26 protein-coding genes are annotated in these 23,032 nt (G+C 68.2%); 14 read left to right on the top strand and 12 right to left on the bottom strand.

Annotated features, from left to right (window positions below):
- The first annotated feature begins 4 nt into the window (after positions 1-4).
- Both FKR81_RS11855 and FKR81_RS45975 read left to right on the top strand, forming a co-directional pair.
- A complete protein-coding gene (locus FKR81_RS11855) occupies positions 5-1,438 on the top strand; it encodes an MFS transporter (RefSeq protein WP_146351047.1) in 1,434 nt (477 codons plus the stop codon).
- A gap of 36 nt (positions 1,439-1,474) precedes the next feature.
- On the top strand, positions 1,475-1,609 hold the full coding sequence (locus FKR81_RS45975; RefSeq protein ID WP_146351219.1) for an Imm7 family immunity protein: 135 nt from the start codon (positions 1,475-1,477) through the stop codon (positions 1,607-1,609).
- A 72-nt stretch (positions 1,610-1,681) separates the two neighbouring features.
- On the opposite strand, the gene FKR81_RS11845 is transcribed toward FKR81_RS45975, so the two are convergent.
- The 5 genes from FKR81_RS11845 to FKR81_RS11825 are packed head-to-tail and all read right to left on the bottom strand — an operon-like array spanning position 1,682 to position 6,741.
- Positions 1,682-2,665, bottom strand: coding sequence for a LacI family DNA-binding transcriptional regulator (locus FKR81_RS11845; RefSeq protein WP_146351046.1), 984 nt, complete (start codon positions 2,663-2,665; stop codon positions 1,682-1,684).
- A 50-nt stretch (positions 2,666-2,715) separates the two neighbouring features.
- The gene (locus FKR81_RS11840; RefSeq protein ID WP_146351045.1) at positions 2,716-3,540 is read right to left on the bottom strand and encodes an ABC transporter permease; all 825 of its coding nucleotides are present in this window, start codon (positions 3,538-3,540) and stop codon (positions 2,716-2,718) included.
- A complete protein-coding gene (locus FKR81_RS11835) occupies positions 3,537-4,448 on the bottom strand; it encodes an ABC transporter permease (RefSeq protein WP_146351044.1) in 912 nt (303 codons plus the stop codon). Before FKR81_RS11835 ends, FKR81_RS11840 begins: the two co-directional genes overlap by 4 nt.
- Complete coding sequence (locus FKR81_RS11830; RefSeq protein ID WP_235921470.1) at positions 4,445-5,536, bottom strand: ABC transporter ATP-binding protein; 1,092 nt, start codon at positions 5,534-5,536, stop codon at positions 4,445-4,447. The genes FKR81_RS11835 and FKR81_RS11830 overlap by 4 nt, the downstream gene beginning before the upstream one ends.
- Positions 5,533-6,741, bottom strand: coding sequence for an extracellular solute-binding protein (locus FKR81_RS11825; RefSeq protein ID WP_146351043.1), 1,209 nt, complete (start codon positions 6,739-6,741; stop codon positions 5,533-5,535). Before FKR81_RS11825 ends, FKR81_RS11830 begins: the two co-directional genes overlap by 4 nt.
- A gap of 261 nt (positions 6,742-7,002) precedes the next feature.
- Between FKR81_RS11825 and FKR81_RS11820 the strand changes: the two genes are divergently transcribed.
- Positions 7,003-9,012, top strand: coding sequence for a PQQ-dependent sugar dehydrogenase (locus FKR81_RS11820; protein ID WP_235921469.1), 2,010 nt, complete (start codon positions 7,003-7,005; stop codon positions 9,010-9,012).
- A gap of 106 nt (positions 9,013-9,118) precedes the next feature.
- Here the strand turns inward: FKR81_RS11820 and araD are convergent, their stop codons facing one another.
- Genes araD through FKR81_RS11805 form a run of 3 tightly spaced genes read right to left on the bottom strand, consistent with a single transcriptional unit; the run spans position 9,119 to position 12,367 of the window.
- A complete protein-coding gene (gene araD, locus FKR81_RS11815; RefSeq protein ID WP_235921468.1) occupies positions 9,119-10,828 on the bottom strand; it encodes an L-arabinonate dehydratase in 1,710 nt (569 codons plus the stop codon).
- Positions 10,825-11,730 carry a dihydrodipicolinate synthase family protein gene (locus tag FKR81_RS11810; RefSeq protein WP_146351041.1) on the bottom strand — a complete coding sequence of 302 codons (906 nt, stop codon included), beginning with the start codon at positions 11,728-11,730 and terminating at the stop codon, positions 10,825-10,827. The genes araD and FKR81_RS11810 overlap by 4 nt, the downstream gene beginning before the upstream one ends.
- Positions 11,717-12,367, bottom strand: a complete 651-nt coding sequence (locus FKR81_RS11805; protein ID WP_235921467.1) for a GntR family transcriptional regulator — start codon at positions 12,365-12,367, stop codon at positions 11,717-11,719. Before FKR81_RS11805 ends, FKR81_RS11810 begins: the two co-directional genes overlap by 14 nt.
- Positions 12,368-12,525: 158 nt before the next feature.
- Between FKR81_RS11805 and FKR81_RS11800 the strand changes: the two genes are divergently transcribed.
- Positions 12,526-13,035: an anti-sigma factor gene (locus tag FKR81_RS11800; protein ID WP_146351040.1), complete on the top strand. Its 510-nt coding sequence runs from the start codon at positions 12,526-12,528 to the stop codon at positions 13,033-13,035.
- Positions 13,036-13,081: 46 nt separating this feature from the next.
- On the opposite strand, the gene FKR81_RS11795 is transcribed toward FKR81_RS11800, so the two are convergent.
- Positions 13,082-13,516: a VOC family protein gene (locus tag FKR81_RS11795; protein WP_407936516.1), complete on the bottom strand. Its 435-nt coding sequence runs from the start codon at positions 13,514-13,516 to the stop codon at positions 13,082-13,084.
- A gap of 36 nt (positions 13,517-13,552) precedes the next feature.
- Between FKR81_RS11795 and FKR81_RS11790 the strand changes: the two genes are divergently transcribed.
- From FKR81_RS11790 to FKR81_RS11775, 4 genes are all read left to right on the top strand, one after another.
- A complete protein-coding gene (locus FKR81_RS11790; RefSeq protein WP_222598229.1) occupies positions 13,553-14,194 on the top strand; it encodes a GntR family transcriptional regulator in 642 nt (213 codons plus the stop codon).
- A gap of 109 nt (positions 14,195-14,303) precedes the next feature.
- Positions 14,304-15,278 carry a DUF1996 domain-containing protein gene (locus FKR81_RS11785; RefSeq protein ID WP_235921466.1) on the top strand — a complete coding sequence of 325 codons (975 nt, stop codon included), beginning with the start codon at positions 14,304-14,306 and terminating at the stop codon, positions 15,276-15,278.
- 114 nt (positions 15,279-15,392) lie between these two features.
- A complete protein-coding gene (locus FKR81_RS11780) occupies positions 15,393-15,944 on the top strand; it encodes a sigma-70 family RNA polymerase sigma factor (protein WP_146351038.1) in 552 nt (183 codons plus the stop codon).
- Positions 15,941-16,654, top strand: coding sequence for an anti-sigma factor family protein (locus tag FKR81_RS11775; RefSeq protein ID WP_146351037.1), 714 nt, complete (start codon positions 15,941-15,943; stop codon positions 16,652-16,654). The genes FKR81_RS11780 and FKR81_RS11775 overlap by 4 nt, the downstream gene beginning before the upstream one ends.
- Before the next feature lie 57 nt (positions 16,655-16,711).
- Here FKR81_RS11775 and FKR81_RS11770 read toward each other — a convergent pair whose 3' ends face one another.
- A complete protein-coding gene (locus FKR81_RS11770; protein WP_146351036.1) occupies positions 16,712-17,626 on the bottom strand; it encodes a zinc-binding dehydrogenase in 915 nt (304 codons plus the stop codon).
- Between the two features lie 250 nt (positions 17,627-17,876).
- On the opposite strand from FKR81_RS11770, the gene FKR81_RS11765 reads away from it, so the two are divergent.
- From FKR81_RS11765 to FKR81_RS11750, 4 genes are all read left to right on the top strand, one after another.
- Positions 17,877-18,485, top strand: a complete 609-nt coding sequence (locus FKR81_RS11765; protein WP_146351035.1) for a maleylpyruvate isomerase N-terminal domain-containing protein — start codon at positions 17,877-17,879, stop codon at positions 18,483-18,485.
- A 73-nt stretch (positions 18,486-18,558) separates the two neighbouring features.
- Positions 18,559-18,960, top strand: coding sequence for a hypothetical protein (locus FKR81_RS11760; RefSeq protein ID WP_146351034.1), 402 nt, complete (start codon positions 18,559-18,561; stop codon positions 18,958-18,960).
- Positions 18,957-19,352: a thiol-disulfide oxidoreductase DCC family protein gene (locus FKR81_RS11755; RefSeq protein ID WP_146351033.1), complete on the top strand. Its 396-nt coding sequence runs from the start codon at positions 18,957-18,959 to the stop codon at positions 19,350-19,352. The genes FKR81_RS11760 and FKR81_RS11755 overlap by 4 nt, the downstream gene beginning before the upstream one ends.
- A complete protein-coding gene (locus FKR81_RS11750) occupies positions 19,318-20,010 on the top strand; it encodes a TetR/AcrR family transcriptional regulator (protein WP_235921465.1) in 693 nt (230 codons plus the stop codon). The genes FKR81_RS11755 and FKR81_RS11750 overlap by 35 nt, the downstream gene beginning before the upstream one ends.
- Here the strand turns inward: FKR81_RS11750 and FKR81_RS11745 are convergent.
- Together FKR81_RS11745 and FKR81_RS11740 are read right to left on the bottom strand one after the other, a co-directional pair.
- Positions 19,997-20,650 carry an MBL fold metallo-hydrolase gene (locus FKR81_RS11745; RefSeq protein ID WP_146351031.1) on the bottom strand — a complete coding sequence of 218 codons (654 nt, stop codon included), beginning with the start codon at positions 20,648-20,650 and terminating at the stop codon, positions 19,997-19,999. The two genes, FKR81_RS11750 and FKR81_RS11745, sit on opposite strands and share 14 nt — an antisense overlap.
- Before the next feature lie 37 nt (positions 20,651-20,687).
- On the bottom strand, positions 20,688-21,281 hold the full coding sequence (locus FKR81_RS11740; protein ID WP_186762921.1) for a TetR/AcrR family transcriptional regulator: 594 nt from the start codon (positions 21,279-21,281) through the stop codon (positions 20,688-20,690).
- Between the two features lie 58 nt (positions 21,282-21,339).
- Between FKR81_RS11740 and FKR81_RS11735 the strand changes: the two genes are divergently transcribed.
- Together FKR81_RS11735 and FKR81_RS11730 are read left to right on the top strand one after the other, a co-directional pair.
- Entirely contained in the window at positions 21,340-22,242 is a 903-nt protein-coding gene (locus tag FKR81_RS11735; RefSeq protein ID WP_146351207.1) for an SDR family oxidoreductase, read from the top strand.
- A gap of 34 nt (positions 22,243-22,276) precedes the next feature.
- A complete protein-coding gene (locus tag FKR81_RS11730; protein WP_146351029.1) occupies positions 22,277-23,032 on the top strand; it encodes a class I SAM-dependent methyltransferase in 756 nt (251 codons plus the stop codon).

The raw sequence follows: 23,032 nt of genomic DNA, 5'->3' as shown, positions 1-23,032 counted from the left end.
GGTCATGTCTGAATACCGCACCGTCATCGCGGAGAAGGCGTCCGCGGCACCACCGGATCCCCGCCGCTGGATGCTGCTGGCCGTGGTGGTCACCGCACAACTGCTCGTGGTGCTGGACTCCACCGTCGTCAACATCGCGCTGCCGTCCGCCCAGCAGGCGTTGCACATCTCCGACGCGGACCGTCAGTGGGTGGTCACCGCGTACACGCTCACGTTCGGCGGGCTGCTCCTGCTGGGCGGCCGCATCGCGGACTACGCGGGTCGCAAGAGGACGTTCCTGGTCGGGCTGGCCGGCTTCGCCGCCGCGTCGGCGTTGTGCGGCGCGGCGACGGGAGCCGGCATGCTGTTCGCCGCCCGCGGATTGCAGGGCGTGTTCGGCGCACTGCTCGCCCCCGCCGCGCTTTCGCTGATCACGGTCACCTTCACCGAAGCGCGGGAGCGCGCCAAGGCGTTCGGCGTCTTCGGCGCGGTGTCCGGCGGCGGCGCGGCGGTCGGCCTGCTCGTCGGCGGCGTGCTCACCGAGTACACGACCTGGCGCTGGTGCCTGTTCATCAACGTCCCGGTGGCGGCGATCGCGTTCGCCCTCGCGCTGCCTGCCATGCGGGAGAGCAGGATGGAAGGCCGGGCGCGGTACGACGTCGCGGGCGCGTTGCTGGGCACCGGCGGCCTGATCGCTCTGGTCTACGGGTTCACCACCGCGGCGAACGAAGGCTGGGCCTCCAGCAGGACATCGGGCGTCATCGGCTTCGCGCTCGTGCTGCTGATCGCGTTCGTCCTCGTGGAGACGAAGGCGCACACGCCGCTGCTGCCGCTGCGCGTCGTGCTCGACCGCGCCCGCGGAATCGCCTACCTGGCCTCGGTTCTGCTCGGCGTCGGCACCATGGGCATGTTCCTGTTCATGACGTTCTACCTCCAGCAGACGCTGGGGTACACGGCGTTGCAGGCAGGCATCGCCTACTTGCCGCTGTCCATCGGCATAGTCGTGACCGCGACGTGCACGGCGCGGCTGCTGCCGCGGTTCGGGGCACGGGCGCTGATGACGACGGGCGCGGCACTCGCCGCGGCGGCGATGCTCTCGCTGACCCTGCTCGAGGCGGACTCGTCGTACTTCGGCCTGGTGCTACCGGCGTTCGTGGTGATGAGCATCGGCATGGGCTTGGTGTACACACCGATGAACGACGTCGCCTTGTCCGGTGTCGACCACGCCGACGCCGGCGTCGCGAGCGCGCTGGTGAACACCTCGCAGCAGATCGGCGGTTCGCTGGGAACCGCGTTGCTCAACACGATCTTCACCACGTCGGTGGCCGCGTACCTGGCCTCGTCCGGCCCGGAGGCGGCGACGATGCACGGGTATCACGTGGCTTTCGCACTCTGCGCGGCGCTTCTGGCGGTGTGCGCGGTGCTCGTGTGGGCGTTCCTGAGGGCGCGCCCCCGCTGAACCGGTCCGACAGACCCTTCCTGGTCGTACGGTCTTCTGTACGAACGTGACGACGAGTTGCTCGACCCGCCAGGTGGGAACGAATTCAAAGTCACCGTGCTGGCGCGGGGAACCCTTGCGGTAAAGGAAGATCCATTCCTGTCGCCCTGCAATCCTGTGATCGAATCATGAGGCAAGGGATGATCACGTGCATGAGGTGGCGATCGAGACCACGCTGCGCGAGAACGGGATCCGCAGGCCGTACTAGCGGCGCGGGGGAGTGGTTGTCCCCCGCACGATGAGCTGCGTCTCCAGCACCACGTGAGGCACGTCGGTGTTGTCGGAGTCCAGCCAGTCCAGAAGCAGGTTGACCGCGGTACGCCCAGCCGAGGCAACAGGCATGGCAACGGTGGTCAACGCAGGCGAGCAAAGAGCGGCATAAGTCAGGTCGTCGAACCCGGTGACAGACACGTCCCCAGGCACAGAAATCCCACGATCCCGCAACCGAGCCAACACGCCGAGAGCCATGATGTCGTTGTAAGCGATGATCGCGGTGGTGTCAGCGGCAACGGCCAGATCAGCGGCCTGCAACCCACCCTCGTACCGAGGTGCGAACGGCCCGAGATCCACAAGGTCGACCTTGTGCTGGGCAACAGCGGACAAGAGCCCCCGACGACGCTCCTGGTTGGACCAAGAGGTGCGCGGCCCGTTCAAATACGCGATCCGCTGATGCCCCAAAGCCACAAGATGGTCGACAACGGCGTGCATCCCACCGGCGGAGTCCATCAGTGCAGCGGGCACGCCAGGCAGCCGTCGGTTCAACAGAACCAAAGAGGTAGCCCCGGCCACCTCGTAGACCTGCGAGTCCTCGAGACCGGGAGCACACAGCACGACGCCGTCGACCTGCTTGGCCATCGCGTGCACGAGCTTGGCCTCGGCGACGGGGTCCTCGTCGGAGTCGGCGACGAACACGGCGTAGTCGGCCTGCATCGCGCGGGCCTGGACGGCCTTCAGCACTCCCGTGAAGAAGGGGTTGTCCAGGTCCGGCACGACGATTCCGATGTTGCCCGTCTTGCCGGTGATCAGGCCGCGGGCGGCTCTGTTCGGCTGGTAGCCGAGGTCCGAAGCGGCAGCCAGTACCCGTGACCTGGTCTCTGGCCTGACCAGTTCGGGGGACGTCAGCGCGCGGGAGACCGTGGCTACCGACACGTGTGCCCTGCGTGCCACGTCGCGGATCGTGACTGCCACTTGAACCTCACCCTCACCAAGCCGGAACAACAATCATGACGGGTCCGGCGCTACGACGGTTCCTTGAGCCTCGTAACCAGCTGTGTCGGATTCACGAAACGGAGAGCGATCACCAGCAGGACCAGCATCGAGCTCGTGTAGATCACGGCCATCGCGTCCACCGTCTGGGTCGCGCGGATGCCCGCGGCCGAGACCGAGTAGAACAGCGACACGACCAGGGTCTCCGAGTCCGGGCCCGCGGTGAGGAACGTCAGCTCGAACATGCCGACGGTCCTGACCAGCACCAGGATCGACGCGGCCAGGATGCCCGGCACCAGCAGCGGAGCCAGGATCCTCAAGAAGATCGCCGAGGTCTTGGCCCCGCACATGCGCGCCGCCGACTCGATCTTGGTGTCGATCTGCTCGATGAACGGCGTCATCGTCATGATGACGAACGGCACCGCCGGCACCAGGTTCGCCACGATCACGCCGGTCACGCTGCCCGCCAGGTGGAACTTGTAGAGCACGGTGGCGAGCGGGATGCCGTAGGTCATCGGCGGCATCAGGATCGGCAGCAGGAACAGCACGTTCAGCAGCTTCTTGCCGGGGAACTGCCTGCGGGCCAGTGCGTACGCGGTCGGCACGCCGACCAGCACGGAGATCACCACCACCGCGACGGCCACCTGGAACGTCACGAGCAGGACCTCGAGCAGGTCGAACTCGCGCCACGCCTCGGTGTACCAGGAGGTGGTGTAGCCGTTCGGCAGCCAGGTGTCGAACCACTGCACCGCGAACGAGTTCAGCAGCGGTGCGCCGACCACGCCGACCAGGTTGATCATGAAGAAGATCAGCAGGCCCCACGTGATCCACGCGCCGGGACGGGCGGCGATTCTCATCCCTTGCCTCCCGTCGCACCGCGGTACAGGGTCGCGCGCCAGACCAGCACCAGGGCGATCACGGCGAGCATCACGAGCGCCATGAGCATCGCGACCGCGGCTCCCAACGAGTAGTCGAAGTCGCGGAACGCCGTCTCGTACGCGGCGATCGACATCACGTGCGTCTCACCCGACGGCTCGCCCACCATGATCGCGGACGGGAACACCGAGAACGCCAGCACGAACGTCAGGCAGAACGTGATCGCCAGACCCGGTGCCAGCAGTGGCAGCGTGATGTGGCGGAACCTGTCCCGCCGCGACGCGCCCAGCGTGGCGGCCGCCTGCTCCAGCGACGGGTCGATACCGGAGAGGTACGACAACGTCAGCAGGAACGCGAACGGGAACCCCGTGATGACCAACGAGAACAACACGCCCCAGTAGTTGTGCACCAGCCGGATCGGCTCGTCCACACCCAGGGTGAGCAGCACGCGGTTGAACCAGCCCGCGCGCCCGAGGTACTCGATCAGGCCCTGTGCCGTGAGCACGGTGCCGAGCGTGATCGGCACGACCAGCATCGTCGTGATGGTCCGCTTGCCCCGGAACTTCCCGCGCAGCTGGAACGCGATCGGGATCGAGGCGAGCACGTTGATCAACGCGGCGGGCAGGCCCAGCCGCAGCGTGATCCAGATCGTGTCGCGCAGGTACGGGTCGCTGAAGAACTTGATGTAGTTCCCGAACGGCCCGCCGCCGTCCTTCGGTTGGAAGGACAGCTGCAGGCCGTACAGCACCGGGTAGAGGAACAGCACCACCACGAAGATCGCGCCCGGCACGAGGAGCCACAGCGTCCGGTCGACGCCGCGCTCCGCGAGCCGGTGCTTCAGCGATGCCTTCTCCAGTGGAGGAGGTGGTTTCTCCAGGGTGGCCGTCATGAGGACGACCCCTCGGCAAAGATCAGCACGCGCTCGACGGGCACCCTTAGCTGCACGGTGTCGCCGGGCGCGAGCCTGCTGTTCGTCCGCACGTGCAACTGCTCACCGGACGGCAGCCGAGCCTCCACGGCCTGCTCGCGGCCGTGGTACTCGACGATCTCCACCACCGCCGACACCGTGTTCTCGGTGCTGGCGGCGTTCGGCACGACCAGTGAGAAGTCCTCGGGACGAACCGCGGCCACCGCCGCCGCGCCCGACGGCAGCGACTCGCGGTTCACCCCCGCCAGCCGGACGCCTTCCCCGGTGACCACCGCGTTCTCGCCGTCCACGGACTCCACCGTCACCCGCAACATGTTGCGGTAGCCCATGAACCCGGCGACGTAGGCGTTCGTCGGGTGTGCGTAGACGTCCTCCGGCGAGCCGATCTGCTGCACCTCGCCCAAGCGCAGCACGACCAGGCGGTCGGCGAGAGCCAGCGCCTCCTCCTGGTCGTGCGTGACGTACACCGTCGTCAGGCCGAGCGACTGGTGCAGTCGCCTGATCTCGGTGCGCATCTCCAGTCGCAGCGAAGCGTCCAGGTTGGACAGTGGCTCGTCCATGAGCACCAGTGGTGGCTCGAGGACGATGGCGCGCGCGATCGCGACACGCTGTTGCTGGCCACCGGACAGCTGCGCCGGGAACTTGTGCTCGTGCTCGGTCAGCTGGACGAGCTTGATCGCCTCGTCCACCCGCCGGTTCAGCTCCGTCTTGCCCACCTTGCGCATGGACAGGCCGAAACCGATGTTGCGCCGCACGGACATGTGCGGGAACAACGCGTAGTTCTGGAACACCATGCCGAAGCCGCGTCGCTCCGGCGGCAGGTCGTCGATGCGCTTGCCGTCCATGGTGATCTTGCCGCCGGTGAGCGGCAGCAGACCGGCCAGGCAGTTCAACGCTGTCGACTTGCCGCAGCCAGATGGGCCGAGCAGCGCGATGAACTCGCCGCCCTTGATCGTCAGGTCCATACCGCGCAATGCGACGGTGTCGCCGAAAGCCCGCTGCACGTGGTCGATGTGCAGCTCGGCGAAGCGCGCAGCTCCAGTGCTCACTTGTTCGTCTTCCCGCTTCCGATCTCGCGGTCCCACTTCTGGAACGCTTCGACCTGTTGCTTCGCCGGCAGCGAGGTTTCCTTCGGGTTGGACTCGATCAGCTTGTCGTACTCGCTGCGACCGAACTTCGCGAGCGCGTCCTTCGACTCCTGCGGCGCCATGTCGAGCGTGACGTCCTTGACCGCCGGGCCGGGGTAGAAGTAGCCCTTGTCGTAGGCCTTCGCCTGCTGCTTCGGGTCCAGCATGAACTTGATGAGCGCCAGGTTCGCGGACAGGACGTCACCGGAGACACCCTTCGGGACGACCGCGTAGTGCGCGTCGGTCACCCAGTGGAAGCCCTTGAACGTGCTGATCTTCATGCCCTCCGGCACGGTGCCGAGCACGCGCGGGTTGATGTCCCAGCCGGTCGTCGACGCGACGATCGTGGACGTCCCGTTCGCGAGGTTCTTCATCGTGTCGGTGGTGCCGCCGGGGTAGTAGTCGACGTACTGACCCAGGTCCTTCAGGTACGCCCAGGTCTTCTCCCAGCCGTTGACCGGGTCCTTGGGGTCCTTGTCACCGAGGATGTACGGCAGTCCCATGAGGAACGTCCGGCCGGGACCGGAGTTCGCCGGCTTGGCGTACTGGAACTTCTTCGGGTTGGCCTTCGCCCACTCCAGGAGCTCCTGCGGAGTGGTCGGAGGATTCGGGACCTTCGCCGGGTCGTACTCCAGCAGCGGGCCCGCCGGGTAGTAGGTGACCGTGATGCCCTGGTTCTCGGCCAGCTTCTGCATCGCCGCCGCCGCGGGCAGGTAGTTGGACTCGAGGTTCGGGAACTTCGCCGAGTAGTCCGGCAGCAGGTTCATCACGAGCTTCTGCTCGACGACAGCCGCCAGACCGTCGGTGCCGGTGAGCACCAGGTGCGTCTGGGACTGACCGGCGTTCTGCTCCGCCTTGAGCTTGCCCGGCATGTCCGGCGCGGTCGCCTTGGTGTAGTTGACCTTGCTGACGACGTCGGGGTTGTTCTTGACGAACTCGTCGATCATGCCCTGGGTGAGCTGCAGGTTCCCGGCCACGTCCAGCACGTTGAGCTCGACCGGCTTGGACGGTTTGTCCGGGACGTTCGTCGGTGTCCCCTGAGCAGGCGCGCCTGCGGGCGCGCCACAGGCGGAGGTCGCGACTAGCAGGGCTGGGATGACGAGCTGTAACTTCCTTGTCCAGCGCATCTGGGGCTCCCTAACTGACTCTGGACCTGGCGCTCGAAAACGTTTACGGTTTTTCTGTAACGGTCGAATGCCTACACCTGATCACCGGATCGGTCAACAGGTAGGTGAGCATTCCTCCGATGACTGGCCCGCCGCTCCCAGTCGAACGCAAGGCCGCCGCAACAACCCATCCCCCGACGAAAGTGGGAGGCTCCTGTGGCACCCCGTTCACGGCGGTTGTCGGCCAAGTCCGGCATCCTGGCCACTGCGCTAGCAGTGGCGGTGACCTCACTCGTGTCCGCAGCGCCGCAAGCTGCTGCTGCCGACACGCTGTTGTCCCAAGGCAAGCCCACGACGACTTCGGTCGTGGGTGGCGCTCAGTACGCGGGCGCCATGGCAGTGGACGGCAACTCGGCCACGCGCTGGTCGAGCAAGGGCGGTGTCGACCCCGGCTGGATCTACGTCGACCTCGGCTCGAACGTCAACATCAGTCGAGTCCGCCTGCAGTGGGACCTCTCCTGCGCGAAGGCCTACACGGTCGACACCTCGTCCGACAAGACCAACTGGACGAGCGTCTACACCACCGCTGACGGCAAGGGCGGTGTCGAGGACCTGACGGTCACCGGCAGTGGCCGCTACGTCCGCATGAACGGCACCACGCGGTGCCGGACCGGTGGGGGCTTCGGCTACTCACTGCAAGAGTTCCAGGTCTTCGGCAACTCCGGTCCGGTGGACGGCGAACCGCCGTCGGCGCCCACCGACCTCGTGGCATCGGAGATCAAGTCCGACTCCGCGAAGCTCACCTGGAAGCCCGCGACCGACAACGTCGCGGTCACCGCGTACGACATCTACAACCTCGGCCAGTTCCAGAAGTCGGTGCCTGCCACCTCGACGACCACGGTGATGACGGGCCTGAAGCCGAACGTGAACTACGGCTTCTACGTCAACGCGCGGGACGCGGCCGGCAACGTCTCGCAGGCGTCCAACACGGCGGAGTTCAAGACGCCGCCCGCGCAGGACGACCCGATCCCGCCGACCGCGCCGAAGAACCTGCGTTCCACGGCGCAGACCGCGAACAGCGTCTCGCTGGCGTGGGACGCGGCGACCGACAACATCGGCGTGACCCGGTACGAGGTCTACGCGGCCGGTGAGGGCAAGGTCGGCGACTCGACCGGCACCACCGCCACCATCGGCGGCCGCAAGGCCAACACCGAGTACGCCTTCACCGTCAAGGCGTTCGACGCGGTCGGCAACGCCGGTCCCGCGTCCAACGAGGTCAAGGTGAAGACCAAGTCCGGTGGCGACCAGGTCGGTGCGGTCACCCAGATCGCGACCGACAACGACGTGCCGTGGGGTCTGGCGTTCCTGCCGGACGGCTCGGGCGTCTACGCGCGTCGCGACGCGCAGGACATCGTGAAGATCACGCCGTCCGGCCAGAAGACCACGCTGGGCAAGGTTCCCGGTGTGTCCGGCACGAACGGTGAGGGTGGTCTGCTCGGCATCGAGCTGTCGCCGACGTTCGCCGTCGACCACTTCGTGTACATCTACCACACGGCCTCCGGCGACAACCGGATCGTGCGCGCCAAGCTGGAGAACAACTCCCTCTCCGGCTACGAGACCCTGCTGACGGGCATCCCGCGCAACAAGTTCCACAACGGCGGCCGCCTGCGCTTCGGCGCGGACGGCAAGCTCTACGCCGGCACCGGTGACGGCCAGAACAAGAACAACCCCCAGAACAAGCAAAGCCTGGGCGGCAAGGTTCTGCGCCTGAACCCGGACGGCACGCCGCCCGCGGACAACCCGTTCTTCGCCGAGGGCGGCAACGCCCGTTACGTGTGGACCTACGGTCACCGCAACGTCCAGGGCCTCGCCGTGGACTCGCAGGGCCGCATGTGGCAGGCCGAGCTCGGCGACGGCACCATGGACGAGGTCAACCTGCTGCAGAAGGGCGGCAACTTCGGCTGGCCGGGCTGCGAGGGCACCACGGGTTCGTGCAGCGGGTTCATCGCGCCGAAGAAGACCTTCTCCACGAGCTCGGCGTCGCCGTCGGGTCTCGCGATCGTCAACGACGTGCTGTTCCTCGCCGCGCTGCGCGGTGAGCGCCTGTACCGCATGACGATCAGCGGTTCGAGCGTCGGCGCCACCACGGCGCACTTCGAGGGCACGTACGGCCGTCTCCGCACTCCGGAGCCCGCGCCGGACGGTTCGCTGTGGGTCACCACGTCCAACGGTGACAAGGACTCCACCGCGGGCAACAGCAACACCAAGATTCTCAGGGTGGCGCTGAACTAGACGGGTCTGGTGTGGCCCGGAATTGCGGCGGCGCTAGGCCGGTCCACACCAGAACCGATAAGAAGAAGGCCCCGGTCCACATCGGACCGGGGCCTTCCCATTGGCACTACAGGGCGTTCGGCTCCGGGTTGGTGCCGGGACGCGAGAGGAACTCGAAGTCGCAGCCCTCGTTCGCCTGCGTGATGTGCTCGTAGTACAGGGCTCCGTAGCCGCGTTCGAACTTCGACTCGGGCGGAGTCCACTCGGAACGGCGCTTCGCGAGCTCGTCGTCGGACACCTCGACGCTCAGCACGCGCGCCTCGACGTCGAGCGTGACCATGTCGCCGTCGCGCACCAGCGCCAGCGGCCCGCCGACGTGCGCCTCGGGTGCGACGTGCAGAACGCAGGCGCCGTAAGAGGTTCCGCTCATCCTGGCGTCCGAGACGCGCACCATGTCGCGCACGCCCTGTTTGAGCAGCTTGTCCGGGATCGGCAGCATGCCGTACTCGGGCATGCCCGGACCGCCCTTCGGCCCGCCGCCGGCGAGCACGATCACCGAGTCGCGGGTGATCTCCAGGTCGGCGGAGTTGATCCGCTGCTGCAGGTCCTTGTAGCCGTGGAACACCACGGCCGGGCCGGAGTGCTTCCACAGCGCGGGATCCGCGGCCACGTACTTGATGACCGCGCCGTCCGGAGCCAGGTTGCCGCGCAGCACGGCGAGCCCGCCCTCCGGTGCGACCGGGTTGTCCAGCGGCCGGATCACGTCGTCGTCGAACACCGCCGCGCCCTCGAGCTCCTCGCCGAACGTGCGGCCGGTGACCGTGACCCGGTCCAGGTGCAGCGACTCGCGCAGCCGGGAGAACAGGCCGCGCAGTCCGCCCGCGTAGTAGAAGTCCTCCATCAGGTACTTCCCGGCGGGCTGCACCGAGGCGAGCACGGGCGTGGTGCGCGCGAGGCGGTCGAAGTCGTCCAGCGACAGCGGGAGCTGGCTGCGTCCGGCCATCGCGACGAGGTGGATGAGCGAGTTCGTCGAGCCGCCGATCGCGAGCACGGTCGTCACGGCGTCCTCGTAGGCCTCCGCGCTGAGGATCCGCGACATCGTCAGGTCCTCGCGGACCATCTCGACGATCCGCATGCCGCTCGCGGCCGCCATCCGGTGGTGCGCCGAGTCGACGGCCGGGATCGACGACGCACCGGGCAGCGTCAGCCCGAGCGCCTCGGCGGCGGACGTCATCGTGGACGCGGTGCCCATCGTCATGCACGTACCGGGGGAGCGGGCGAGACCGGACTCGATCTCGTTCCACTCCGTCTCGCCGATCACGCCCGCGCGCTTGTCGTCCCAGAACCGCCACATGTCCGTGCCGCTGGCCAGCTTCTGGTTGCGCCAGTTGCCGCGCAGCATCGGCCCGGCCGGCACGAAGATCGCCGGCAGGTCCGCGGAGGCCGCGCCCATCAGCAACGCGGGCGTCGACTTGTCGCAGCCGCCCATCAGCACCGCGCCGTCGACCGGGTAGGAGCGGAGGATCTCCTCCGTCTCCATCGCGAGCATGTTGCGGTACATCATCGGCGTCGGCTTCTGGTAGGTCTCCGACAGCGTCGACACCGGGAACTCCATCGGCACGCCACCGGCCTGCCACACGCCGCGCGAGACCTGCTCGGCGCGTTCCCGCAGGTGCATGTGGCACGGGTTGATGCCGCTCCACGTGTTGAGGATGGCGATCACCGGCTTGCCGATGTGCTCCTCGGCGTTCAGGCCCAGCTGCCGCGCCCGTGCGCGGTGGCTGAAGTTGCGCAGCGCCTCGCCTTCGAACCACTGCGCGCTTCTCAACGGTTTCACTTCAGACCCCAAGACTTGACCACGTCACCGACCTTCGCGCGCTCGACCTCGGTGAGCGGATGGCTGGGCGGACGGACGTCGCGCCGGCACAGGCCCAGCTGTGCGAGCGCTTCCTTGACGACGGCGACGTTGTTCGCGGACTCGTTGGCCGCCCGCATCTCCTCGAACGGCCGGATCAGCTCCCACAACACCATGGCCGCGGCGAACTCGCCCGCCTTGAGCGAGTTGAAGATCTGCACCGAGATCTCCGGGCTGACGTTCGCGAGACCGGACGTGAACCCGGTCGCGCCGGTCGCGAAGTAGCCGGGCGCGGACAGCTCGGCGAGGCCGGCGACCCAGGTGAAGTCGTCGAGCCCGGCGTCACGGGCGACGGACGCGAAGCGCACCGGGTCCGGCACCGCGTACTTGACCCCGACGACGTTCGGGCACGCTTCCTTCAACGCGGCGATCTGCGCGCCGCCGATGCGCGGGTTGCGCACGTAGAGGATGACGGACAGCTCGGGCACGGTCAGCGCGATCTGCCGGTGGTACTCGACCCACCCGTCGAGAGCCACGTACGGGTTCACCGGCTGGTGGATCATGATGCCCTGCGCACCGGCCTCGTCCGCGAACCGCGCGGCGCGGACGGCCGACTCCGGGTCGTGGCCCACACCGACGACGACCGCGGCCCGGTTGCCGACGGCCTCCAGCGTGACCTTGACGGACCGCTGCTGCTCAGCCTCGGACAGTTGGTAGAACTCGCTGGTGTTGCCGTTCGGCGTGACGACGCCGACGCCGCCGTCCACCATCCGTTCGACGATCGCGCCGTACGCCTTCTCGTCGATGGTCCCGTCCTCCGCGAAGGGCGTGACGGTGATGGCCACGACTCCGGCGAGCTGGGCGGAGACGTCATCGAATGCCATGGGGAAGCTCCTCGATCACTCGGTCGGCGAAGGTCTGGATGTGCGAGCGGAGCAGTTCGGCCGCGAGGTCGCTCTTGCCCTGCTCGGCGGCGGCGAGGATGGCGTGGTGCTCGGCGGCTTCGTCGTCCCACGTGGGGCAGATGCCCCAGCCGGCGACGGTGATCAGCGCGGCCTGGTCCCGCAGCCCGTCCAGGATGCTGATCATCAGCGGGTTGCCGCACCCGACGTACAGGGCGCGGTGGAAGGACCTGTTGGCCAGACTCAGTTTCGCGAGGTCCGTGCGCGGCTGCGTGAGCGTCTCGCGGGCGTGGCTGAACGACGCTTTCAGCATGATCGCCCGGCGCAGCGCCTCGGGCTCCATCAGCATCCGCACGTCGTACACGGAGTTGGCCATCGCGGCGTCGACCGTGCGCACGGACGCGCCTTTGTATGGCGACATCATCACGAGCCCGGAACCGGCGAGCGTCTTCAACGCCTCCCGCACCGGGGTCTTGGACACGCCCAGGGAAGTGGCCAGTTCGGATTCAACAAGGGCCTGTCCGGGCGGCAGAGTTCCGTTCAGTATCGCTTCTTTGATCGATTCCAGAACAAAGTCGGTCCTAGACGCGGGAGGTGCGCCAACCCGGTCGTACATCATATACGAGACGCTACGACCGTCCTGCTGCCCTGGTCAACCGTCTTGTGTGATCCGGCGATCTTCCCTGTGCGCCGGTTGAACCAACTAACGGCGGGTTCCGTTTTGAAGGTGGCGGCCACACCGCCACTGATTCCAACGAGCTGAACCGAGATCGACACATGCTGACGGAAGAAATACCGCCGGAGGCCTTCATGGAAGGGCCGCCGCCGGAGGCTGACCTGCTGCTGCAGCGGACTCTGGGCACGGTGCGCGCTGAGCGCACGCGTGCCGTCCGCCGTCGTGGCAGGCTCGCCGCCGCGGTCACGGCGACACTCATCGCGGCGACACTCGCCGGAGGGGTGTTCGTTGGACAGGGACTGGGTGGCGACAGCACCCACCTGTTCGAGGGCGGCACCGCCGGTGGAGCGCGGATGTCGGTCCAGATGACGAACACCGACGGCGGCGTCCGCCTGGTCGCCACCGTCGACGGCATCACCGACGGCGAGAAGTGCTGGCTGGTCGTGCGCACCAAGGACGGCCGCACCATCACCGCGGGCAGCTGGCTCTCGCACGACCGGAGCGTCACCCTGCCCGCCGCGGCCGTGGTGGACGCTCGTGACGTCACGGGCGTTGCCGTCATGGGGACGGACAAGCGTGAATTAGTGGCTGCTCAGGTGGACAACACCTGAGCTCGCGGCCGCGGGCCGGTCGGACCTCCGGCCCGCGGTCCCAACGTCAGACCGCGAACACCTGCGCGTCGTCGGCGAAGGCCTTGACCTCGATGGCGTTGCCGGAGGGATCGCGGAAGAACATGGTCCACTGCTCGCCCGGCTCGCCGGCGAATCGCTGGTAGGGCGCGATCACGAAGTCGGTCCCCGCGGACTCGAGCTTCTCCGCGAGCACCTGGAACTCGTCGACCGAGAGCAGCACCCCGAAGTGCGGCACCGGCACCGAGTGCCCGTCGACCGGGTTGAACGCGTCCGGTGCCTTGACCGAGTCGACGAGGTGCGTCACGAACTGGTGCCCGTAGAGGTTCCAGTCGATCCACCGGTCACTCGACCGCCCCTCCGGACACCCCAGCACCGCCCCGTAGAAGGCGCGCGACGCCTCCAGGTCGGTCACCGGGACGGCCAGGTGGAAACGAGGGATCGAAGGAGTCATGCAGTCCATTTGACCTGGCACATGTCCGAATGTCAACATTCAGACATGTTGCAGCCAGCACAGCGACGCGGACTCGCCGGTGAGGCCGCGGACCGCGTCCGCGAGGCGATCTTCGCCGGGGTGTTCCCGCCAGGCGCCGCGCTCAAGGAGGTCGAGCTCGCGCAGAACCTGCAGGTCAGCCGCGGTTCGGTGCGGGAGGGGCTGGGCATTCTCGAACGCGAGGGGCTCGTCGTGTCCGAGTGGCACAAGGGCACCTGGGTGCGCAGCCTGTCGCCGCAGGACGTCGACGAGCTCTACACACTGCGCAACGCGCTGGACAACCTCGCCATGCGGACGGCGGCGGCCAAGAACGACGCGCGGCAGTTCGACGCACTCGACAAGATCGTCGACGAGATGCGCACCGCGCGCCGCGAGGAACTGGTCGCACTCGACATGAGGTTCCACGACGCCGTGTACGCGGCGACGGGGCACGCGCGGCTCACCGAGGCGTGGCGGGCGATTCGCAACCAGATCCACCTGTTCCTGCTGACGCGCATCCAGGGCGACGACGACTACGGGACGATCATCGCCCCTGAGCACGCGGCGCTCGTGGCCGCGTTGCGCAGCGGTGACGGAGAACGGGCAGTGGCACTCGCCGAGGAACATCTGCGCGGCTCCTACGACAAGCTCCACCAGTTGAGGCGCTGAATCCGTTCCGGTGAACTTCTGGGCTGATCGTCAAGTTCAGCGCATGCGCCGTGCCGCGTAGTGAGACAACGGTTTGTCACAGCCCTGTTCCACCGGGCAAGCTGTCCGGGTGCCCGAGCTCAGCCGCCGCTCCCCGATGACCTTGGTCGTCGCGGTCGCCGTGGCGTTGGTCGTGCTCGGCGCGGCGGCGATCCTCGTGGGCACCTCCGAGGGCTCGACGCCGTCCGGCGACCAGTACGTCGACATCGCGGACGTGCCGGTCGCCCACGACCCCGCGGCCGCCGGGTCGTTCACGATCGAGTGCGGCACCAACGAGCAGCGCCACCTCAACGCCGACAACCCCGTGATGTCACCGGGGATACCGGCAGGCGCGCACCACACGCACGAATACGTCGGCAACACGACGTCGGACCACAGGTCCACCAACGAGAGCCTCGCCGCCGCGTCGAGCACCTGCGGCGACGACGACCGGTCGGCGTACTTCTGGCCCGTGCTGCGGCTGACCGACGGGGTTGGTCACGACGCGCACGCCAACGGCGGGGGAGCGCACGGCAACACCGGGGAGGTGGTGCCGCCCCGGCAGGTGAGGGTGTCGTACCACGGGAACCCGGTGAGCAAGGTGCTGCCGATGCCGAGGTTCCTCAGGATGATCACCGGCGACCCGATGGCGTTCACGCACGACCACGGCGACCGGGTGCGCGCCAGGTGGAGCTGCGCGAACCAGCCCGACCGCCACACCACGAAGTACCCGCTCTGCGACGACGGCGCCGACGTCGTCCGCACCTTCGAGTTCGCGAGCTGCTGGGACGGCGGCAACGCTGACAGCGCTTCGCACCGCACGCACGTCGTCTTCCCGTCAGCTGCGGGAATCTGCCCCGCCAAGACGTTTCCCGTGCCGGTTCTGCGGCTTACGGTGACCTATGACCTGCCGCAGGGACGCCCCTTCGCCATCGACAGCTTCCCGGAGCAGCACCGCGATCCGGCCAGCGACCACGCGATGTTCATCAACGTGATGTCCGTCGCCATGATGAGCGACGTCGTCCGCTGCATCAACGAAGCCCGTTCCTGCAGCTCGGCACATTGATCCGTAGTATCCCCGAAAATCTTTGAACCGAAGTCGATCCACGTTCGTGTGTCGGCTTGAGGTCCATGGCAGACGCCCGACCAAAGATGTTCACGGGCGGGGAGGAGTGGGTGGATGGCGGCTTTGTTCTCCCGCAAACGGGAGACCGCGGCCGACGAGGCGCTGATCCGATCGCTCTACGAAGAGCACGGTCGGGCTCTGCTCGCCTACGCGACGCGGTTGACCGGTGATCGGGCGGCGGCCGAGGACGTGGTCCAGGAGACCCTCGTCCGCGCTTGGCGACACCCCGACGCCCTCGTCAACGGCAAGGGATCGGTGCGTGGCTGGTTGCTCACGGTGGCGCGCAACATCGTCACCGACAGGGTCCGGGCCAAGGCGGCGCGTCCGCAGGAGGTCGCGGAGTCACCGGCGACGCCTCCGATTCAGCGCGACCACGCCGACCAGGTGGTCGACTCGGTCGTGGTGCTGGAAGCGCTCGACCGGTTGTCCTCCGATCACCGCGATGTGCTGATGGAGATCTACTTCCGAGGTCGTAGCGTGACCGAGGCGGCAGAAGCTCTTGGCGTTCCTCCGGGAACGGTGAAATCAAGATCATATTATGCGTTGCGAGCCCTGAGGGAGACGTTCGTCGGTCAACAGGTCGCACTGAAGGGGGTGGCCGGATGACCACGCAACACGACCCGCAGCTGCTCGGTGCCTACGTCCTCGGCGCTCTGGACGAGCAGGAGGTGCGCGACGTGGACGAGCACCTGGCGTCCTGCCCCGACTGCGCCCGCGAGATCGACGACCTCAAGGCCATGGAGGCCGCGCTCGGCGAGGTCCCGCCGGAGGCCATGCTCGACGGCCCGCCGGAGGGTGGCGACCTGCTGCTCCAGCGCACGCTCCGTCAGGTGCGCACCGAACGCGGCGGCGTGGCCCGCCGCCGTCAGTTCACCGTCGGCATCGCCGCGGCCGTCATCGCGGCCGCTGTGCTGGGCACCGGTGTCTGGCTCGGCAAGGGAACGACTGTCGAACCCGGTGGGAACGTCGCGCTGCCCACGCAGTCGACCGCACCGGATCCGGCTGGAACCAAGCTGGCCACGGCGACCGACGCCGCGACGGGTGCGTCGCTGACCGTGAAGGTCGTTCCCGCCGCAGGGTGGGTTCGGCTGAACATGCGGTCGGGCGGTATCCCAGAGGGGCAGAAGTGCCGCATCTGGGTCGTCGCCCGCGACGGCAGCCGGCAGGAAGCCGGTAGCTGGGTCGTCTCCAAGAAGGGCGCCACCGAGGGCACGAACCTCGACGGCTCCGCCTTGGTCGCGCCGAACGACGTCGCTTCCGTCGAGATCGAGAACTTCGACGGCAAGAAGTTCGTGTCGGTGCCAGTCCCTGCCTGATCGTTGTTCCGTCAGGGGCACCCTTGCTTCAGCGGCAAGGGTGCCCCTGACGGCGTTTCACGGCTTGAGCACCACTTTGCCGATGGTGGCGCGGGATTCCAGTGCCTCGTGGGCCTTCGCGGCGTCCCGCAGCGCGAACGGCGGGTTGATCAGCGGGACGAAGCGGCCGGTGGTGAGGCCTTGCAGTGCTTCGTCTTCCAGCGGGCGCAGGCCGTTCTTCATCAGGCCGGGGCCGAGCGCGACCGTCGCGGTGAGGCTGGCTCGGAAGAGGGTTTCGACCGACGTGTCCGTGGACCTGCCGGACGCCCAGCCGTAGATGATCGTGCGGCCGCCCGGTGCGAGGCTTTTCAGCGCTTGGTCGCCGGCGTCGCCGCCCACGCCGTCGAACACGACTGTCGTGCCCTTGATCGACTCGAGCTCGCTGTAGTCGATTTGTTGGTCGGCCTTGATGTGCTGCAGCTTGCTCTTGCTCGCCACGCCGATGACCTTCGCGCCGACGTTGCGCGCTTCCTGGACGACGAGCGCCCCGATGCCACCCGCCGCCGACAGCACCAGGACGGTGTCCTCCGGCGTGATATTCGCGGCGTTGAGGATGCCGACCGTCGTGCGCCCGGTGCCGATCATCGCGACCGCCGCCTCGTCGGACACGGTGTCCGGCAACGCGTGCAGCGCGCTCACGTTCGCGACGGCCTGCTCGGCGTAGCCCCCGTTCGTCATGCCGAGGTGCGCGACGACACGTCTGCCGATCCACTCCTCCGGGCCTCGCGTGACCACGCCCGCTACCTCGCGGCCCGGTGTCATCGGGAGTTCCGGGTTGCCGAACTGTCCCTTGCGGATCGACGTGTCGACCAGGTGCACGCCTGCCGCTGTCACCCTGATGAGCACCTGGTCCTGCTGTGGCTGGGGATCCGGTACTTCCTCGAAGCGGAGGTTGTCGGCCGGACCGAACTCGTACTGCCTGATGGCGAACATGACCCGACCGTATGAACTCCAGTTAGGTCGAGGTCAACACCTCTCGTATGCGCCGGGTGCGAGGTGTCCCGCGTCGAGCAGACTGGAGGAAGATCACGGTCCGCGCGATGCCTCTCCCCAGGGGCGCACTCCGGGGTGAACGGCTCATCTCGAAGATCGCCGCCGAGTTCGCCGGAAGCATGTCCAGCGACAAGAGGCGACCGAGTTCCTAGGATGGCCCGAGATCCCACCCCTGCTGAAGGGCTTTCCGTTGGTCACCGCCGCTGATGTCGATGAAGCAGTCCAACTGGCACTGGAGACCCTGTCCGCCGCGAAGGACGCCGACTGGGACGACCGCGCCGGCACCCTGGAGTGGACCTGCTGGGAGACGGTCGAGCACCTGGCAGACGACCTGTTCTCCTACGCGGCCAGGTTCGGTCCCAGGATCCCGCCCACCGAGAGCGAGGTGGCGTTCGACTTCGTGGCGCGCCGGCCGGGAGGTCCGCGGAGCACGATCTTCGCCGACCGGTCCGCCGGGGTGCCGGGCCTGTTCCAGGTGCTGGAGGCGTGCGGGGCGTTCCTGGTGCGGATGGTGAGCGTGGCGCCCGCGGACGCGGTCGCGTACCACGTGTACGGCGCGTCGACGCCGGACGGGTTCGCGGCCATGGGCGTGGTGGAGACGCTGGTGCACACCCACGACATCGCCGAAGGCCTCGGGCTGGAGTTCCATCCGCCCGCCGCGTTGTGCGACCGCAGCCTGAAGCGGCTGTTCCCGGACGCGCCGGAGGAGACGAACCGGTGGCAGACGCTGCTGTGGGCGACCGGGCGCGGTGACCTGCCCGGCCGTGAGCGGCTGACGTCGTGGCGGTGGCGCGGCTAACACTTGAACGCGTTCAAAAGCGCGGCGTATAGTCGGCCGGGCAAGAGTTGAACACGTTCAAATGGGGGTTCAAGTGGACAGCCTGGTTGTCACCTACGTCATCTACATCGTGCTCAGCGTGGGCCTGACCGTCTGGGTGGGGCGGGTGCTGAGCAGCAACGGCAAGGTGTTCCTGGTCGACGTGTTCCGGGGGAACGAGGAGCTGGCGGTCACCGTCAACCGGCTGCTGGTGGTCGGCTTCTACCTCGTGAACCTCGGGTTCGTCAGCTGGTTCCTGCGCACCCGCGACACCGTCGAGGAGGCGCGGCAGGTGTTCGAGACGCTGTCGGTCAAGGTCGGCACGGTGCTGGTGGTGCTGGGTGTCCTGCACATCACCAACGTGATCGTGCTGAGCAAGATGCGCCGCCGCAGCATCATGGACGCGCAGGCGGAGCCGCCGATCGTGCCCACCGCGCACACGGTCGTGACGGCATGAAGTACCTGACCGTCCTGGCGGACGAGAACTGCGGGTTCTGCCGGCGCGCGAGCAAGTGGCTGCGCAACCAGCGGCAGGTCGTGTGGCTCGACTTCGTCGCGGCCGGGTCGGAGGCGGCCCGGTCGCGGTTCCCCGAGCTCGACCACGACGACACGCTGCGGAAGATCACGGTGATCTCGGATCGCGGCGACGTCTACCGCGGCGACGACGCGTGGCTGGTGTGCCTGTGGGCGCTGGCCGCGTGGCGGCCGATGGCGGTGTCGCTGAGCAGGCCTGGGAAGGCGCGGTTCGTGCGGGCCGCGACCGCGCTGGCGGACCGGCTGCGCGCGAACAGCCTGGGTGGGGAGAATGTGCCGCGTGGATCAACCTGCAACCACGCCGAGTGCGCCTAAGGGGGAGCAGACCAGAGCGCTGATCCTCGAGACGGCGCTCCGGCTCTTCCAGGAGAACGGCTACGACCGCACCACCATGCGGGCGATCGCCAAGGACGCCGGTGTCTCGGTCGGCAACGCGTACTACTACTTCGAGTCGAAGGAACACCTGGTCCAGGGGTTCTACGACCGGATGGTCGCGTTGCACCGGGAGGCCGTGGCGCCGCTGCTGGCGTCCGAGCCGAAGTTCGCCGCCCGGCTCGACGGCGTGATGCAGGCGTGGCTCGAGGTCTCGGAGCCGTACCACGAGTTCGCGGCGCAGTTCTTCAAGAACGCCGCAGACCCGGCGAGCCCGCTGTCGCCGTTCTCCGACGAGTCGAGCCCGGCCCGTGACGCGGGCATCGGGCTCATGCGGTCCGTGCTGCTGGGGTCGACCGCGAAGGTCGACCCCGAGCTGCGGGAGGACCTGCCCGAGCTGCTGTGGCTCTACCAGATGGCGGTCGTGCTGTTCTGGGTGCACGACAAGTCCGAGAAGGCCGCGAAGACCGGCATGCTGGTCCGGCGCAGCACGCCGCTGATCGCCCGGCTGCTCCAGCTGTCCGCGACCCGCGTGTTCCGGCCGCTGACCCGCGAGGGCGTGCAGCTGTTCCGCGACATCGGCTGGTTCACATCGAAATGACCATGCCGGGTGCCGCGGCCTCCATGTCCCCGGCGACCTCGAGCGGGTCCAGGTCGGGATGCACGTGGGTGATCACCGCGCGCACGCCGAGCGCGGCCACCGCGTCGGCCGACCGCCACGCCTCGGCGAGCAGCAGGTCGACGTCCGCGAACCGGCTCAGGTCCGCACCCGGTTCGTAGTCCGCGGTGTAGCCGAACACCTTGCCGTCCGCCGATGCGCGCACACCGAACGTCGGCAGCACGTGCGGCACGAACACCGCCTCCAGCTGGAGCGGGCCCAGGTCGACGCGCCCGCCGTCGACCAGCTCGTGCACCTCGAACACGCCGGTGGCCGGCCCGGCGAACGCCTCGAACGCCGACGCCCACCTCGGCGGTCCGTAGACCGGTAGCCGATCGTCGCGGGCGTTGCCGTACTTCAGCGCCTGGAACGCGCCGAACAGGTCCGAGCAGTGGTCGGGGTGCAGGTGGCTGATCCACACCGCGTCCAGGTCGGCCAGCGTGGTGTGGCGCAGGAGCTCCGGCATCGTGCCGGTGCCCGCGTCCAGCCACACCTGCCGTCCGCCCGCCTCGAGCAGGTAACCCGAACACGGGCGGCCCGCCGCGGGCCAGCCGCCGCTGCACCCCAGGACTGTCACTCGCATCAGACCATCTAACGGCTGCGTTGACGCTCGTGCACCGCTACTCGCTCCGGGCCTGCTTGTCGATCATGGACACCAGGGTCGAGACGAGCTCCTCGGCCGTGACGCGCCACTTGTCCGCGGACAGGTGCCCGTTGACCTCCATGTCCGTGATCCCGTGCGCGCTGGTCAGCAGCAGCGCGGCGAACCGCTGGGCGTGCTGTCCGCCGACCAGGTCGCCGACGATGGCGAGGAACTCGTCCTGGGCGCGTTCGCCCGCCTGGGTCGCCGCGTGGATCGCGGCCGGGTCACCGGCCGGGTAGGTGAACATCAGCCGGTACAGGTGCGGCTGACGGCGGCCGACCGTCATCAGTGCGGACAGGGCTTGGTGCAGCGTGTCGGCCGGGGGGACCCGCGGATCGGCGCGCACGGCCCGCACCTGGTCCGCGAGCCGGTCCAACGCCTCGGCCGCGACGGTGGTCAGCAGGCTGTCCTTGTCGGGGAAGTGCCGGTACGGCGCCCCGCGGGTGACGCCCGCACTCGCCCCGACCGCGCGCAACGTCACCGCGTCCGGGCCACCGCTGTCCAGCAGCTCGGCGGCCGCGTCGAGCAGGGCGCGTCGCGTCGCGGCGGCGGATTCCGTACGGCTGACCATGCCGATCATCCTACAGTTGACAGTGTCATCTGAGATATCTACCGTCAGTCAGGTGACAATGTCATCTGAAATTCGGGAACGCGTCGTCGTGACGGGAGCCTCGACCGGGATCGGCGCGGCGTCCGCGCGCGAACTGGCTCGCCGGGGGTTCCACGTCATCGCCGGAGTCCGCCGCGATCGAGACGCCGACGCGCTGCGCGCCGACGGCATCGAGCCGGTCATCCTCGACATCACCCGGCCCGACCACATCGCGCGGCTGGCTGCCCGCCTCGACGAAGACTCGCAGGCAGGTGCGTTGCGGGCGCTGATCAACAACGCCGCCATCCAGATCAACGCCCCGGTCGAGATCCTGCCGTTGAGCGAGTGGCGCCGGCAGTTCGAGATCAACCTCTTCGGTCACGTCGCCGTCACCCAGGCGCTGCTGCCCGCGTTGCTGCGCCACTCGGGCCGGGTGGTCAACATCAGCTCGGTCGGCGGGCGGGTCGCCATGCCCGCGTACGGCCCTTATGCGGGCACGAAGTTCGCCCTCGAGGCGGTGAGCGACTCGCTGCGCCGGGAACTGGCGCCGCTGGGTGTGCGGGTGGTCGTCGTCGAGCCCGGCGCCGTCCGCACGGAGATGTCGGACCGGGTCATCGCCGCCACGAACCAGCAGGCCGCTGCCATGTCACCGGACCAGCGCGACCGTTACGGAAGCCTGATCCAGGCGATCAACGCGCAGTCCGCCGCCCACGCCCCCGGTGGCACGCCCGCCGACGCCGCGGCCCTGGTGATCACGAAGGCCGTGACCGCGCGAAAGCCTCGCACCCGCTACACCGTCGGCCGTGACGCGGCCCTGATCACGCGCCTGTCGCGGGTGCTGTCCGACCGGATGCTCGACCGCGTCCTCGCGGCAAGCCTCCGTCCGCACTACCCGAAGGCGGCCACGGCTCCCGTCTCGCGAACGCTGGCCGGGCTGTTCTGACCAACCTCATTCACTGCTCGGACGTCCTGTTGGCATGACGTCGACTTCAGAAAGCAATGCGTCTCTCACTGATCCAGTTCGGGCCAACGACTACGACAGCATCGCCGAGGGGTACGCGGCCGAGAACGAGACCAGTCTCCTGAACGCGTACTACGAGCGTCCCGCGATGCTGGAACTCGCCGGGGACGTGACCGGCCGGCGGATCCTCGACGCCGGCTGCGGCTCGGGGCCCCTGTTCGCCGCGCTGCGCGATCGGGGAGCTGCCGTGACCGGCATCGACGCGAGCGCAGGCATGCTGGAGCTGGCCCGGCGGCGGCTGGGCGCCGACGCGGATCTGCGGGTCGCCGACCTGACCGACCCGCTGCCCTTCGCCGACGGTGCGTTCGACGACGTGATCGCATCCCTGGTGCTGCACTACCTGGAGGACTGGGGGCCGGCACTGGCCGAACTGCGACGCGTGCTGACACCCGGCGGACGGCTCATCGTCTCGGTCGAGCATCCGTTCGCCATCACCCTGATGCAGCGCTTGGCCGGGGACAAGCTCGACTACTTCCAGACCCGCAACCGGACCGAGGAATGGACTCTGGGCGGGCAGACCGCCCAGATGAGCTTCTGGGACCGCCCGCTGCACGCGATGACAGACGCCTTCACCGCGGCTGGTTTCCGCATCAACATCATCAGCGAGCCGCCGCCCGCGCCCGCCGCCCGCGACTTGTTCCCCGAAGAATTCCGCAGGTTCGCAGGCCCGAGCTTCCTGGGCTTCCTGTTCTTCGTCCTGCAGACCGGCTAG

The organism is Lentzea tibetensis, assembly GCF_007845675.1.
In the GTDB taxonomy this organism is placed as follows: domain Bacteria; phylum Actinomycetota; class Actinomycetes; order Mycobacteriales; family Pseudonocardiaceae; genus Lentzea; species Lentzea tibetensis.
This window is presented reverse-complemented; position numbering and strand designations above follow the sequence as displayed.